Origin of the sequence: Brevundimonas naejangsanensis (assembly GCF_000635915.2) — a bacterium.
GTDB classification, from domain to species: domain Bacteria; phylum Pseudomonadota; class Alphaproteobacteria; order Caulobacterales; family Caulobacteraceae; genus Brevundimonas; species Brevundimonas sanguinis.
Map to the genome: position 1 here is coordinate 1,627,785 of NZ_CP015614.1, position 14,574 is coordinate 1,642,358.

Annotated in this window: 13 protein-coding genes and 1 tRNA gene; 5 read left to right on the forward strand and 9 right to left on the reverse strand. The window is 67.4% G+C overall.

Translation table 11 applies throughout. The annotated features are described in order from the left end of the window. Positions 1-35 precede the first annotated feature (35 nt). Both DA69_RS07685 and DA69_RS07690 read right to left on the reverse strand, forming a co-directional pair. Positions 36-111: transfer RNA gene (locus DA69_RS07685), tRNA-Trp, on the reverse strand. 138 nt (positions 112-249) lie between these two features. After that, on the reverse strand, positions 250-780 hold the full coding sequence (locus DA69_RS07690; RefSeq protein ID WP_029972303.1) for a pyridoxamine 5'-phosphate oxidase family protein: 531 nt from the start codon (positions 778-780) through the stop codon (positions 250-252). Between DA69_RS07690 and DA69_RS07695 the strand changes: the two genes are divergently transcribed. Together DA69_RS07695 and DA69_RS07700 are read left to right on the forward strand one after the other, a co-directional pair. Beyond that, positions 779-1,309 (forward strand): hypothetical protein, encoded by a 531-nt coding sequence (locus DA69_RS07695; RefSeq protein WP_025976262.1) that lies wholly within the window; start codon positions 779-781, stop codon positions 1,307-1,309. The two genes, DA69_RS07690 and DA69_RS07695, sit on opposite strands and share 2 nt — an antisense overlap. Before the next feature lie 59 nt (positions 1,310-1,368). Next, complete coding sequence (locus DA69_RS07700; protein ID WP_025976261.1) at positions 1,369-2,109, forward strand: Crp/Fnr family transcriptional regulator; 741 nt, start codon at positions 1,369-1,371, stop codon at positions 2,107-2,109. 66 nt (positions 2,110-2,175) lie between these two features. Here the strand turns inward: DA69_RS07700 and DA69_RS07705 are convergent, their stop codons facing one another. The 4 genes from DA69_RS07705 to DA69_RS07720 form a co-directional block, all read right to left on the reverse strand. Further along, complete coding sequence (locus tag DA69_RS07705; protein WP_025976260.1) at positions 2,176-2,829, reverse strand: OmpW/AlkL family protein; 654 nt, start codon at positions 2,827-2,829, stop codon at positions 2,176-2,178. 192 nt (positions 2,830-3,021) lie between these two features. Beyond that, positions 3,022-3,141: a cytochrome bd-I oxidase subunit CydX gene (gene cydX, locus DA69_RS07710; RefSeq protein WP_024355286.1), complete on the reverse strand. Its 120-nt coding sequence runs from the start codon at positions 3,139-3,141 to the stop codon at positions 3,022-3,024. 22 nt (positions 3,142-3,163) lie between these two features. Then, on the reverse strand, positions 3,164-4,312 hold the full coding sequence (gene cydB, locus DA69_RS07715) for a cytochrome d ubiquinol oxidase subunit II (RefSeq protein ID WP_025976259.1): 1,149 nt from the start codon (positions 4,310-4,312) through the stop codon (positions 3,164-3,166). Positions 4,313-4,336: 24 nt separating this feature from the next. After that, positions 4,337-5,902, reverse strand: a complete 1,566-nt coding sequence (locus DA69_RS07720; protein ID WP_025976258.1) for a cytochrome ubiquinol oxidase subunit I — start codon at positions 5,900-5,902, stop codon at positions 4,337-4,339. Between the two features lie 184 nt (positions 5,903-6,086). Here DA69_RS07720 and cydD point away from each other — a divergent pair, with 184 nt between their 5' ends. The 3 genes from cydD to DA69_RS07735 all read left to right on the forward strand — a co-directional run bounded on the left by cydD (position 6,087) and on the right by DA69_RS07735 (position 9,978). Further along, on the forward strand, positions 6,087-7,748 hold the full coding sequence (cydD, locus tag DA69_RS07725; RefSeq protein WP_235599133.1) for a thiol reductant ABC exporter subunit CydD: 1,662 nt from the start codon (positions 6,087-6,089) through the stop codon (positions 7,746-7,748). Continuing rightward, positions 7,745-9,409 carry an amino acid ABC transporter ATP-binding/permease protein gene (locus DA69_RS07730; RefSeq protein ID WP_025976256.1) on the forward strand — a complete coding sequence of 555 codons (1,665 nt, stop codon included), beginning with the start codon at positions 7,745-7,747 and terminating at the stop codon, positions 9,407-9,409. The genes cydD and DA69_RS07730 overlap by 4 nt, the downstream gene beginning before the upstream one ends. 197 nt (positions 9,410-9,606) lie before the next feature. Next, positions 9,607-9,978: a hypothetical protein gene (locus DA69_RS07735; protein WP_025976255.1), complete on the forward strand. Its 372-nt coding sequence runs from the start codon at positions 9,607-9,609 to the stop codon at positions 9,976-9,978. 45 nt (positions 9,979-10,023) lie between these two features. On the opposite strand, the gene DA69_RS07740 is transcribed toward DA69_RS07735, so the two are convergent. From DA69_RS07740 to tuf, 3 genes are all read right to left on the reverse strand, one after another. Continuing rightward, positions 10,024-11,337: a hemolysin family protein gene (locus DA69_RS07740; protein WP_025976254.1), complete on the reverse strand. Its 1,314-nt coding sequence runs from the start codon at positions 11,335-11,337 to the stop codon at positions 10,024-10,026. Positions 11,338-11,459: 122 nt separating this feature from the next. Next, positions 11,460-13,043: a PAS domain-containing hybrid sensor histidine kinase/response regulator gene (locus DA69_RS07745; protein ID WP_025976253.1), complete on the reverse strand. Its 1,584-nt coding sequence runs from the start codon at positions 13,041-13,043 to the stop codon at positions 11,460-11,462. A 314-nt stretch (positions 13,044-13,357) separates the two neighbouring features. Beyond that, complete coding sequence (tuf, locus tag DA69_RS07750) at positions 13,358-14,548, reverse strand: elongation factor Tu (protein WP_064108282.1); 1,191 nt, start codon at positions 14,546-14,548, stop codon at positions 13,358-13,360. Positions 14,549-14,574: the final 26 nt, after the last annotated feature.

The window sequence follows — 14,574 nt, forward strand, 5'->3', positions numbered from 1 at the left end:
ACATGGGAAGTCCCAGGCGATAACAACAGGGGGAATGGCAGGAGTGGAGGGACTCGAACCCCCGGCCCTCGGTTTTGGAGACCGATGCTCTACCAGCTGAGCTACACTCCTAGTGTCCCGGACAAAGATCAGCGCGCCGTGGAAATCGTTCCAGCGGCGCGACCCTCGCCAGAGGGGGGCGTATGCCCGAGCCCTACGGCCATTTCAAGGGCCATCTGCGCCGCAGACGCATGAAGCCGCGGATTTTCCTCAGAACAACCGCGCCACCGCGCTCGGCTCATAGCTCAGGCCTTTGACCAGATCGTCGGCGTCGCCGATCGAGAAGGTCTGGGCGCGGCTGCGGCCATCGATCACCGCCACAGCCTCGATCTCCTCGGGAACAACCTTAACCACCGCCACGGCGTCCCCGCCCGGCGCCCAGGGGCTGACTTCTGGCGCGCGCTTGATGATCAGATCGTTGACGCGCTTCACCTCGTCGCCGTCCGTGACCTCTTCGGCGCGACCGTCGATGGAGACGCCGACCGCCTCCCCCTCCTCGCCCACGCCGCGCACGGCCACGCCCACGCGCGGATCTGCGGTCAGGTTCTTCAGCTTCTCGCTGTCGCGGCCGGTAACGAAGTAGAGGTTCAGCCCGTCGTTCAGATAGCCGAGCGTCGCAGCCTGAGGCCGCCCATCCGCCCGATTCACCGCCAGGGTCATCAGCTTCTGACTATCCAGCAGCTTCAGGATGGCGGCGACCGCCCCGCCATGGATCGGGGTCGTGCGCGAGGTCGAGCTCATGGCGATTCTCCAACAGAAGGCGACAGCAGACTGGGACGGCAGCTTCGACCCGGCCTTGACGCAGATCAAGGCGACTGGACGCCGCTTCGGTTCCAATCGTCCCATGACAGAGTCCCGCCTCGCGCCCGAAGCGCCTCGTCTCGAGGTGTCCCCCCTCAGCAAAGCCGAGGCGCCCGCCGCCTTTGCGCTGGCGCGGTTGTGGCGCCCCAGTCTGGAGCCCGCCCAGTGGGACGCCTTCCTGTCGGCCTGGCGCGCCGCGCCGGAAAGCCGCGGCATCCTCAGCGCCCGTAATCAACGCGGCGGCGTTCTGGGCTTCGTCAGCTGGTGGCGCCAGCCTGATCTGGAGTACGGCGAAACGCTGTGGGCCGGCCCCTTCGTGGTGCGCGAAATGGGCGTGCGCCCGCTGGTGCGTCAGAGCCTGGCCGTCGAGCTGACCGCCTTGGCCGCCCAACTGGGCGCCCGGCTGCGCTATGCCGAAGAGGCCCAGGCGCCGGACTGCGCCGTCGAAAGGACGGCTAGGACAGGCTGACCTATTCGGAATCGGCGACGCTTGGCCTAGACTGCTCCGTCATCCGGGAGACGACCTTCGTGAACACCGCTGCGGCCCAGACCCAAATCGAAGAGGTGCGTCTGGAGGACGTGCATCCGTGCGCCAACTGCGGCGCCCGTCCGCTGGGCGTCTGCGCCGACCTGAAGGGGCATGAGCTGCAGAGCATGGCCTGCGCCAGCGAGACCGTCACGGCCCAGCCCGGACAGGCCCTGTTCCACGAAGGCGATCCGAATCCCTTCGTCTTCAATGTGGTGGACGGGGCGGTGAAGCTGTATCGCCTGCTGCCCGACGGACGACGCCAGATCACCGGCTTCCTGTTCCAGGGCGACTTTCTGGGCCTGGGCGGACGCGGCGCGTCCAGCTTCACGGCCGAGGCGCTGACGCCGCTGAACGCCTGCCGTTTCCGGCGCAGCGATTTCGATCAACTGCTAAACGCCCTGCCCGCGCTGGAGCACCGGCTGGTGGCGCTGGCCGGGGACGAACTGATGGCGGCGCAAGAACAGATCGTGCTGCTGGGCCGCAAGACCGCGCGCGAGCGGCTGGCCAGCTTCCTGACCCGTCTTGCGGAACGTCAGGTTCAGTTGGGCGGCCCGGAGGGTCAGGTCCACCTGCCGATGACCCGGCTGGACATCGCCGACTACCTGGGCCTGACGATCGAGACCGTCAGCCGGGTCTTCACCCAGTTCAAGACCTCGGGCCTGATCCAGCTGCTGCCGGGCAATGACGTCGCCCTGCCGGACCCAGCCGCACTCAAGGCTCTGGGCGAAGGCGCCGCCTGATCCATTTCGACGAATAGGGTGAAGGGGGCGCGGCCTGACGTTCCGCGCCCCTCCCCGCATCGGCTCTTAGAACTTGCGGCCGACGCCCACCGACACGACCCAGGGATCCAGACTGACGCTGCTCTTCAGCGCGCCGCCGTTGATCTTGGCGTCCGTGTCGAACCACACCTTCTTGGCGTCCAGGTTCAGCGTCCACGGGCCGGATATGTTCCAGTCGGCCCCGGCCTGAAGCGCGACGCCGAAGCCGTCATCCAGATCGACCTCGAAGCCGTTTTTGTCCTTGCCGCTGAAGAAGGCCATGTAGCTGACGCCCGCCCCGACATAGGGGCTGACCGTTGCGTTCGGCGTCGGCCGGTATTGCAGCGTCACCACCGGCGGCAGCACCCAGGTCTCGTGCACGGCCACATCGGTCGTCCCGCCCTTGGCGCGCACCTCGTGCTGGGTGGCGCCCAGAATGGCCTCGACGGCCCAGTGGTCGGCGACGAAATAGGTAAAGCCCAGCGTCGGCATCCAGTCGTCGCCCACATCGACCTTCAGGCCGCTGTCGGCCCTGGCGGCGGTGACGATGGCGTCGTCGGCCTGGGGCAGGACGCCCGTCATGCGGGCCGTCACAATCAGCGAGCCCTTGCCCACCGGTTCGGGGGCGGTCGTCTGGGCGGATGCGGCGCCGGCGACGGCCAGCAGGCTGACGGAGGCGATAAGGGCGGCGGCGGTTTTCATCGGTTCAATCCCCGACATTCGCCGGGTCGGAAGAGGGCCCGGCTTCGATGTCCCAATCACTGTGAACACACGCCGCCTGCTCCGCCTTGATCCATCGCAAGCGACGGATATTTCATCCGTTTCGCCCAAGAAAAATCCCCTCCGGCGGGCGCCGAAGGGGATGATTCAGTCCAGTCCGTCAGAGGACGGGGATCAGGGCTCGGAGTGCCCCTCGTCCCCTTCGTCGAACAGGCGGAACTCGTGCCACAGGCCGTTCAGAACACCGAAGGCCACCGCCAGGCCGAGGCCCAGGATCCAGGCGAAATACCACATGAGATGATCTCCTTTCGCGGGATCAGTAGAGGTCGGGGTTGGTCTTCAGCGCGTCCATCGTCGAGCGACCCCACAGCACCTTATAGACCCAGGAGGTGTAGAGCAGGACGAAGGGCAGGAAGACCACCGTCGTCACCAGCATGATGAACAGGGTCGTATGGCTGGACGAGGCGTTCCACACCGTCAGGCTGGACTGGGCGTCGATTGAGCTGGGCAGGATGAAGGGGAACATCGACAGGCCGACCGTCGAGATGATCCCGACCGCCGAGGCCGACGATCCGCCGAAGGCCAGGGCGGCCGACTTGCGCCACATCCCCAAAAGGCCGACCGCAGCGCCCGCAAAGCCTAGAACGGGTGCGATGATCATCCACGGATAGCGGCCGTAGTTGTCCATCCAGGCGCCCGGCGCCGCCTCGACCGCCGTGCGCAGCGGGTTGGAGGCGCCCGCCGTATCGACCACGCCGGTGATGCGGAAGCCCATGTCGCCGAAGGCCACTATCGCCCCGCCGATGGCGAACAGCACCAGGCTGGCCACGCCGGCGGCGGTGCCGATGGCGCGGGCGCGTTTCAGCACCGGACCCTCTTCGCCCTTGATCGCCAACCAGGCGGCGCCGTGCAGGACCAGCATGGACACCGACAGCAGGCCGCACAGCAGGGTGAAGGGCGTGAACAGGCCCAGCAGGCCGCCTTCATAGAAGCTGCGCAGGTCGCTGGTCAGGCGGAAGGGCGCGCCGATGAGGACGTTGCCGACCGCCACGCCGAACACCAGAGCCGGGAAGAAGCTGCCGATGAACAGGCCCCAGTCCCACATGGAGCGCCAGCGCGCCTCAGGCCGCTTGGAGCGGTATTTGAACGACACGGGCCGCAATATCAGCGCGGACAGCACCAGGAACATCGCCAGGTAGAAGCCCGAGAAGCTGACGGCGTAGACCTGCGGCCAGGCGGCGAAGATCGCCGCCCCGCCCACGATCAGCCAGACCTGGTTGCCTTCCCAGGTTGCGCCGATGGTGTTGATCACCATGCGACGCTCTTCATCCTTCTTGGCGACGAAGGGCAACAGGGCGCCGACGCCCATGTCGAACCCGTCGGTCAGGGCGAAGCCGATCAGCAGCACGCCCAGCAGTCCCCACCAGATCAGGCGGAGGGTGGTGTAGTCGAGGGGGAGTTCCATCTCTCTTTTCCTTCAACGACCGGGTCAGGCGACCGCGGGCTCGCCTTCCGTGCGGGCGTCTTCTTCACGGGCTTCCTGTTCGGCGAACGGCCCCTTCTTGACCGCGCGCAGGATCAGGCCGACCTCGACGACGGCGAGGGCGCCGTACAGCAGGGTGAAGCAGATGATCGTGGTCCACAGGTGCGCCACGGTCAGGCTGGACGCGCCCAGGAAGGTCGGCAAGACGCCTTCCACGGCCCACGGCTGACGACCCACTTCGGCCAGCAGCCAACCGGCCTCGATGGCGATCCACGGCAGCGGGATGGCCAGGACGGCCAGACGCAGGAACCACTTGGTCTCATGCTTGCGCAGGGTGCACAGCACGAAGGCCGTGCCGAACAGGCCGATCATCAGGAAGCCGATGCCCGCCATGAAGCGGAAGACCCAGAACATCAGCGGCACGTTCGGCACCGTCGACCAGGCGGCCTGCTTGATCTGGTCCGGCGTGGCCGTGCGCGGGTCCTCGACATAGCGCTTCAGCAGCAGGCCGTAGCCGAGGTCGTTGCGGACCGTCTCGAACTGACCGCGCGCGGCCATGTCGGTCGGATCGGCCTTGACCTTCTCCAGCGCGTCATAGGCGACGACGCCGCGTTCGATGCGGTCTTCGGCGACGGCGACCAGCTCCAGGATGCCCTCGACCGGCTTGTCGATGCTGCGCGTCGAGATCAGGCCCAAGACATAGGGCACCTTGACCTCGAAATGGGTGTGACGGTCCTCAAGGCTGGGCAGGCCGAACAGGGTCAGGCCGGCCGGCGCCGGCTCGGTGCGCCACATGGCTTCCAGCGCGGCCAGCTTCATCTTCTGGTTGTCGGTCAGGGCGTAGCCCGACTCATCGCCCAGAACGACCACTGACAGCGAGGACAGCAGGCCGAACGCTGCGGCGACCGTCATCGACCGCTTGGCGAAGCCCTTGTGCTTGCCCTTCAGCAGATAGAAGGCCGAGATGCCCAGCACGACCACGGCGGCGCAGACGTAACCGGCCGACACGGTGTGCACGAACTTGGCCTGGGCCACCGGGTTGAAGATCACCGCCATGAAGTCGGTGATTTCCATGCGCATGGTGTCGGGATTGAAGGCCGCGCCGACCGGGTTCTGCATCCAGCCGTTGGCCACCAGGATCCACAGGGCCGACAGGTTGGTGCCCAGGGCGACCATGAAGGTGACGAACAGGTGGGCGTGCGGCTTCAGCTTGTCCCAGCCGAAGAACATCAGGCCGACGAAGGTCGCCTCCAGGAAGAAGGCCATCAGGCCCTCGATCGCCAGCGGCGCCCCGAAGATGTCCCCGACGTAGTGCGAATAGTAGCTCCAGTTCATGCCGAACTGGAATTCCATCGTCAGGCCGGTGGCGACGCCCAGCACGAAGTTGATGCCGAAAATCACGCCCCAGAAACGGGTGATCGTCCGCCAGATCGGCCGGCGGGTCATCACATAGATGCTCTCCATGATGACCAGCATGAAGGAGAGGCCCAATGTGAGGGGCACAAACAAAAAGTGGTATAGCGCCGTCAGTGCGAACTGAAGGCGTGAAAGGTCTACGACCGCCAGGTCGATCATCGTTCCAGGCTCCTGACCGCCAGCCCCCATCGACCGGCGTTCTACTCTAACCTAAAGCCACGCGGTTTGGCGCGCCTTGATCCTGATCAAAGCCGACAGGGCCGACTCGGACTAGACGGCGTTTCGCCCAAGGTCCTTTCGTCCCATGGGCCTTTTGCCCAATCCCGCGTCGTCGGCGATCATGGCTGATCCGCTGATCGACCCTGGAGACAAGATGACGGCCCAGCCGATCGCCCCCAACGCCCCGGCCTTAGACGAGACGCCGCCCGCCGCCTGGCTGAAGGCTGCGCTGACGCCGTGGCGGCGGCTGATGACGCTGGGCGGGGCGCTGGTCATCGCCGACACCGTGCCTGCGGTCGGATTCGCAGCCGGTCTGGCCCTGGCGGTCGGGGCCCTGCCTCAAGGCATCGACGGCGCCCTGCCGGGCCTGGGTCTGGCGGCTGTCTCCCTGCTGGCGCGCGGCGCGCTCAGCCACACGGCGGTCAGGGTGAACACTCGCGCCGCCCGCGCCGCCAAGAACGGGATACGCCGCTCCATCCTGACGGAGGCCCTGTCCGGCCGCCTGTCCGACGCCGCCGCCATGACCGCCGTCGTCGAAGGGGTCGAGGCGCTGGACGGCCATGTCGCGCGCTTTTCGCCCGCCCGCACGGCGGCCGCCGCCTCACCGCTGATTCTGATCGCCGTCACCGCCGTGGTCAGCCCCTTCACCGCCGGCATACTGATCTTCACCCTGCTGCCCTTCATCATCGGCATGGCCCTGACCGGCATGGCGGCGGGCGTCGAAAGCCGCCGTCAGTTCCAGGCGCTGGAGCGCCTGTCGGGCCTGTTCCTGGACCGGGTGCGCGCCCTGCCCGCCATCCTCGCCTTTCAGGCCGAGACGCAACAGAGCCGCGTCATCGCCCGCGCCTCGGACGACCTGGCCCGCCGCACCGGCAAGGTGCTCAAGGTCGCCTTTCTGTCCTCGGCGGTGCTGGAGTTCTTCTCCGCCCTGGCCGTGGCCCTGGTCGCTGTCTATTGCGGCTTCAACCTGCTGAAGCTGCTGCCCTTTCCGGCGCCGGAACAGCTCAGCCTGACTCGCGCCTTCTTCGTTCTGGCCCTGGCGCCGGAAGTCTATCAGCCGATGCGCCGCCTCGCCGCCGCCTACCACGACCGTCAGGCCGCCGAGTCCGCCGTCCCCAGCCTGCGTCGCCTGAGCGTCGAAGCCGCGCGGACCACGCGCCCGCCTCGCCCCGGCCAGGCGCCCGCCATCGCCTTCCGCGACGTCGCCATCGCCTATGACGGCGCGCCTGTGATCGAGGGCTTCACTCTGGATGTCGCCCCCGGCTCCATCGTCGCCCTGACCGGCCTCAGCGGTTCGGGCAAGAGCAGCCTGCTGCACTTGTTTCTGGGCCTGTCGCCCCTCAGCGCGGGAGAGATCATGGTCGGCGATACGCGCCTGTCGCAGGCGGGCGACCTGACCGAGTGGATCGCCTGGGCCGGGCAAGCCCCTGTCGTCATTCGCGGAACCCTGGCCGAGAACATCGCCCTGGCCCATCGCGGCGCGACGCCCGAGGCGGTGGAGCAGGCTGCGCGCAAGGCGGGCCTGAACGGCGCGCTGGATCGTCTGATCGACGAACGCGGCGGCGGACTGTCGGGCGGCGAGCGCCGCCGTCTGGGCCTGGCCCGCGCCTTCCTGAAGCCCGCACCCCTGCTGCTGCTGGACGAGCCCACCGCCAACCTGGACGCCGAAGCCGAAGCCGCTCTGCTGCCCGTCATTCGGGAGGCCGCGCGCGGCCGCACCGTGCTGATCGCCACCCATTCCGACGCGGTGGCAGCCCTGGCCGACAAGGTGGTGCGCCTGTGAGCCGGTCCGATTCGCCCGGCGTCGCCCGCCTGAAGGCCCTGACCCGCGCGCAGGAGAAGGCTCAGCGCCCGCGCCTGCTGGCCGCCTCTGTCACCGCCGCCCTGGTGTCGGCCGGCGCCGTCCTGCTGCTGGGCCTGTCGGGCTGGTTCATCACCGCCGCCGCCCTGGCCGGGGCCGCCGGACCCGCCGTGGCCCACGTCTTCAACTACATGGTGCCCAGCGCCATGATCCGCTTCTTCGCCATCGTGCGCACCGCCTCGCGCTATGGCGAGCGCGTCACCGGCCACGACGCGGCGCTGAAGGCGCTGGCCGCCCTGCGTCCGCAACTGTTCATCGGCCTGGCCCGCGCCCCCACGACCAAGGCCCTTTCCTTGGCGGGCGGCGAGGCCTCCGCTCGACTGGTTCAGGACGTGGACGCGATTCAGGACCGTTTCGTGCGCCTGTCGACGCCCTGGGGCGCGGGGGCCGGCCTGATCGCCGGCGTCGGCATGGCGGCGCTGGCCGGATGGGCCCCGGCGCTGGTCGTCGCGGGCGCCGCCGCTCTGGGCGTCATCCTGGCCGTCGTGATCGGACGCCGCTTCGCCGAGCCCGCCGGCCAGCGCCTCCAGCAGGCGTCCGGCGCCCTGAAGACCGAGTTCGCCGCCCTGGCCGCCGCCGCGCCCGAGCTTCAGGCCTATGGCATGAAGGCCTGGGCCGCCGACCGCCTGGCGGAGCACGGCGACGCGGTCGAGGACGCAGCCGAGCGACTGGCCCGCGCCGGCGGTCTGATCATGGCCAGCCAGAGCCTCGCCATGGCCGTTGGCGTGACGGGCGCCGCTCTGGCGGCAGGCGCCGGCGCTCCTGCGCTGACCGCCCTGTCCATGCTGGCCGCCGTCGCCACGGTCGAAAGCGCAGGAACCCTGCTCAACGCCCTGCGCCAGAACGGCGCGGTGAAGGCGGCGGTCCAGCGCCTGGGCGAGCTTCTGGACGAGGAAGCGCCTGCCTCGCCGATCTCCGCCGTTTCCCCGACCCTGCGCCTGCCCAGCGCCGACCTGACGGTCGCCCCGCCGCAACGTCTGGCGATCGCCGGCCCGTCCGGGGCGGGCAAGACGACCCTGATCGAACGCCTGATGAGCCTGCGCCCCGCCTCGCCCGGCGAAATCCTGCACGGAGAGGTCGACGCCGCCGCCCTCGACGCCGAGACCCTGCGTCCCCTGTTCGCCTATGCGCCGCAACAGGCTGTGCTTCTGACCGGCAGCGTGCGCGAAAACCTGCGCCTGGCCGCCCCGTCGGCTGCCGACGACGATCTATGGGCCGCGTTGGAAGACGCCGCCTTGGCCGACCGCGTCCGCGCCGCGCCGGGCGGGCTCGATGCGTCCGTAGGCGAGAACGGAGCCCGCCTGTCGGGCGGCGAGCGCCGCCGTCTGGGCCTCGCCCGCGCCTATCTGCGCCCGGCGCCCTGGCTGGTGCTGGATGAACCGACCGAGGGTCTGGACGCCGCTACCGAAGCGCAGGTTCTTGAACGGCTCGCCGCCCGTCTGCACCACAGCGGCCAGGGCCTGATCGTCGTCAGCCACCGCCCGGCGCCCCTCGCCCTGTGCGATGTCGCCCTGACCGTTTCAGGCATAGCCGCCGACGGCCGCATCCAGATCAGCGCAAAGCCCCGGCAGGCCGCCGCCTGATAGGGCGATATCTTTGATCTCTATCAAGGCGACGCTTGCCGTCAGCCGCTTTTCTGTAGGCAGAGGAGAACACCCATGCCCGCAGACATCATCGCCCCCGTCATCGCCATCGGCGCCTTCTTCATGACCTTCATCGTCGGCATGGCCTACGGCTGCATCGCCAGCAGCCTGGCCAAGCCTGAGAAGGGCTGAGCATCATGGCCCTGCATCACATCCGCCTGGAACTGGCGCGCGAGCCTGACCATCCGCACGGCAACGCCGACGACGGCTATGACCTGGTGCTGACGCTGGACAAGGACGCCCGCCTTGACGCAGCCGCCATCGCCGCCGCGCCAGAGAACACCCGCGTCCGCCGCTTCAAGGGGACCCAGACGCTGGCCGTCGGCCAACTGACGCGCGCCGAAGACGGCCGGTGGGTTCTCGACCTTCCAGGCGAAGATACGGACGCAGAGGGCTTCCGTCTGGACGACGAACAGTTCGTCGTCGGCGAATACGTCTCCCTGGCCCAGCCGGGCGGGGATATGCGCGCCTATCGCGTCACCCTGGCCCAGCCGCTTCCCACGGCCTGACGACCGCCGACAATCGAAGGCGTCCGCGCGACGCCGCCTGAGAGATCAGGCGGCGTCGTCGGCGTGTGTGTGGATCATCGGACGGAACAGCAGCTTGTCGATGCGGCGGTCGTCCATGTCGATGACTTCGACCTCGAAACGGCCCAGTTGCAGGATGTCGCCCTCGTTCGGCACGCGCGACAGGTGGTGCAGCACCAATCCCGCCACCGTGTGGAAGCCTTCGTGTTCGCCGAAGTCTTCGCCCAGGATTTCACCCAGTTCGTCCAGGTCGACCTGACCATCGACGGCCCAGGTGCCGTCGGTGCGCTTGCGCACGGCGGTCTCGGTCTCGTCGTGGCTTTCGTTGAAGTCGCCGGCGATCATCTCCAGCAGGTCCGTCGCCGTGACCACGCCTTCAAACGCGCCGTATTCGTCGACGACGAAGGCCATGTGCACCTTCGATCCCTTCAGGATCTCCAGCGCCTTCAGCACCGAGGTCGACTGGGGGATGAAGGCCGGTTCGGCCACCAGCGTCTCGACGTTGAACTCGCCATTGGTCAGCAGGCTGTCCAGCAGGTCCTTCTTGTGGACCACGCCCAGCGGATTATCGATGTCGTTGTCGCGCGCCACGACGATGCGCGAATAGGGACAGGTGCGGATTTCCTCGCGCAACGTCTCTTCGGAATCGTCCAGCGCGATCCAGTAGACCTCGTGACGCGGCGTCATGGCCACGCGGACGGCCCGGTCGCCCAGACGCAGGATCTCTTCGATCATCTCCTGCTCTTCCGGCTCGATCAGGCCCGCAGAGGTGCCCTCGGCCAGAATGCTCTCGACCTCTTCCTGGGTGACATCCGAACCATCGCGGTCCTTCACGCCCATCAGCTTGAGGATGCCCGAGGTCGAAGCCGTGAGCAGCAGCACGAACGGCTTCATCGCCAGGGCCAGGGTCGCAATCGGGCCGGCCATCTTGGAGGCGATCGCCTCAGGGAAGATCAGGGCCAGACGCTTGGGCACCAGCTCGCCGACGATCAGCGAGACATAGGTGATCAGCACCACCACCACGGCGGTGGCGATGATCTGCGAATACGGCGCCAGGGCGGGCAGGTTCGCCTTGAGGATTTCATCCAGTTGGCCGGCGATGGCCGCTTGACCATAGGCGCCCGCCAGAATGCCGATCAGGGTAATGCCCACCTGGACGGCGGACAGGAACTGCGTGGGCTCCTCGGCCAGCTTCAGCGCGGCTCGGGCGCCCCGGTCGCCTCTTTCGGCGCGGCTCTGCAGCTTGGACTTTCGGGAGGACACGACCGCAAGTTCGGTCATGGCGAAAAGGCCGTTCAGCACCACAAGCAGCAGCACGACGACGATAGCGATGGTCAACATCGAAAAGGGAGAAGCCCTGACGCGGCGCGACTAACGGCGTCCGCGCAGCCTATAGTAAAGATGAACTTCGGTCTGCGCCAGCGTTCTTGTCCCCTATGCGGCGAGCATTACGCCGCCCCGCATCAGGCCGCCGTTGAAATCGCGACTTCCGACCAGGCCTCGGCCGCTGCGGCGCCCCGCTCCATCCCGTCCAACAGAATCTGCAACGTCACCGGCTTGGCTGTCAGATGGTCCGCCCCGGCCTGCATGGCCTTCACATGATGCGCCTCGGTCGTGTTGGCGGTCAGCATGACGATCGGCGTACGTCGCCGGCCTGATTGCGCCTCGGCCGCCCGAATTCGCCGCATGGCCTCAAGCCCGTCCATGACGGGCATCTGCATATCCATCAGCACCATGTCGAACGGCTCAAGCATGAAGCGCTCGACGCCCTCGGCGCCGTTGTCTGCGGTGACGATGTCAAAGCCCAGCGGCTCCAGCAGACAGCGCACCACCATCTGATTGGCCGGATTGTCCTCCACCGCCAGCACGCGCAGGCGTCCAGGCGCTTCAGACTCGTCCCCCGTCGCCGTCGGAGCCTCGGCGGGATTCGACGCCTGCCGCTCGATGGGTATGGCCACGCGGAATACGCTGCCCCGTCCCGGGGCCGACTCCGCTGAAATCGCGCCGCCCATCAACTCCGCCAGCAGGCGACAGATCGACAGACCCAGGCCGGTGCCGCCGAACTGGCGAGAGATGGCGTCGTCGGCCTGGACGAACGGCTGGAACAGGCGCTGCGCCGCCTGTTCGTCGAAACCGATCCCCTCATCCTCCACTTCGATCAGCAGGCGTTCAGCCTGTGCATCGCCGGCCACATCGACGCGGACCGCCACATGGCCCTGAGCCGTGAACTTCACCGCATTGGACACCAGATTGGAGACGATCTGCGCGATTCTTACGCCGTCGCCGACCACCATGCCGTTCGCCGCGTCGCTGAAGGTCGCCGCCAGCGTCAGTCCCTTGGCCTCCGCGCCCGCGCGGCGCATCTCCACGACCGCGCCTATGTCGGCCCTCAGGTCAAACGGCGCGGGCGCCAGGGTGAACTGGCCGGCCTGCATTTTCGACAGGTCCAGCATGTCATCCAGCACCCGCCGCAACGCGTCCCCCGCCCCCGTAATCAGATCCAGCATCTCGTTCTGACGCGGCGTCAGGGCCGTGTGCGTCAGGGCCGACGCCAGCCCCAGCACGGCGTTCAACGGGGTGCGGACCTCATGGCTGATGTTGGCGAAAAACCGATCCCGCGCCTCGGCGGCCACGCGCGCCTCGGACTGGGCGACCTCCAGCGCCTTCAGCGCGCGCACGTGGTCCGAAACCTCGAACCGAATGGCGGTATAGGTTTCCGGCCGCCCGTCAGGCCCGAGGTTCGGCACAATGGTGGTGTCCACCCAATAGGGCTCGCCAGCCTTGCTGCGGTTTTCAATGGTGCCGCGCCAGACCTGCCCGCTCGCGATAGTGCGGTACAGATTGCGAAAATAATCGCGCGGGTGGGCGCCTGAGTTCACCACCCGGTGCGTCTGGCCGATCAGTTCCGCCCGCGAATAGCCGCTGACCGCCTCGAATTTGTCGTTGCAATACAGGATCCGACCCGCCCGATCGGTGATCGCCACAATGGCGGCCTCGTCCAGTGCGGCAGAGAGCCCTGCCCGGCGGGGCCAATCGACGTCAGACATAGGGTGGGAGGTCCTTTCAGACCGCCACATGCGCCCGTCATCGCTGCCAAATGCTTAATCTTAACCACCGACCAAGGTCTATGGTTACGCTTTGATCCCGCGCAACGCGCCCGTCGGCCATGCAAAACGGCCCCCGGATCGCTCCGGGGGCCGCTCTGTTACGCTTTACGCTTGGCCTAACGCCCTTGCGGGCTGCTTGAGGCCGGCACTGCGGCCTAAGGCCTTTGCGGGCTGCTTCAGGCCGGTACGCTTACGCTTACTCGTTACTGGCGAACAAGCGAGGGCCGAGGCCCTCGCTCATTCTGACGTCGATATTACTCGACGATCTTGGCCACGACGCCGGCGCCGACGGTGCGGCCGCCTTCACGGATGGCGAAGCGCAGCTTCTCTTCCATCGCGATCGGCGTGATCAGCTCGACGTCCAGCTCGGCGTTGTCGCCCGGCATGATCATTTCCACGCCTTCCTTCAGGCGCACGATGCCGGTCACGTCCGTCGTGCGGAAGTAGAACTGCGGACGGTAGTTCGTGAAGAACGGCGTGTGACGGCCGCCTTCTTCCTTGTTCAGGATGTAGGCCTCAGCCACGAACTTGGTGTGCGGGGTGATCGAACCCGGCTTGCACAGCACCTGGCCGCGCTCGACGTCTTCACGCTTGGTGCCGCGCAGCAGCACGCCCACGTTGTCGCCGGCTTGACCTTGGTCCAGCAGCTTGCGGAACATTTCGACGCCCGTGCAGGTCGTCTTCTGAACCGGACGGATGCCGACGATTTCGACTTCTTCACCGACCTTGACGATGCCGCGCTCGACGCGACCCGTCACCACGGTGCCGCGGCCCGAGATCGAGAACACGTCTTCGACCGGCATCAGGAACGGCATGTCGATCGGGCGTTCCGGTTGCGGGATGTAGGCGTCGACCGCCGCCATCAGCTCCAGGATGCGCTCTTCGCCGATCTGCGGGTCGCGGTCTTCGACAGCGGCCAGGGCCGAGCCCTTGATCACCGGAATGTCGTCGCCCGGGAACTGGTACGAGCTGAGCAGCTCGCGCACTTCCATTTCGACCAGCTCCAGCAGCTCCTCGTCGTCGACCATGTCGACCTTGTTCAGGAACACCACCAGGGCCGGAACGCCGACCTGACGCGACAGCAGGATGTGCTCGCGGGTCTGCGGCATCGGGCCGTCAGCGGCCGAGCACACCAGGATCGCGCCGTCCATCTGGGCGGCGCCCGTGATCATGTTCTTCACGTAGTCGGCGTGGCCCGGGCAGTCCACGTGCGCGTAGTGACGGTTGGCCGTCTCATATTCCACGTGCGACGTGTTGATGGTGATGCCGCGCGCTTTTTCTTCCGGCGCGTTGTCGATGTCGGCGTAGTTCATCGCCTTGCTGCCGCCGGCCTTCGCCAGCGTCATCGAAATCGCCGCCGTCAGCGTCGTCTTGCCGTGGTCAACGTGGCCGATCGTGCCGATATTCACGTGCGGCTTAGTGCGTTCGAACTTTTCCTTGGCCATGGCCAAACTCCTGTGGCCCGGGTCCG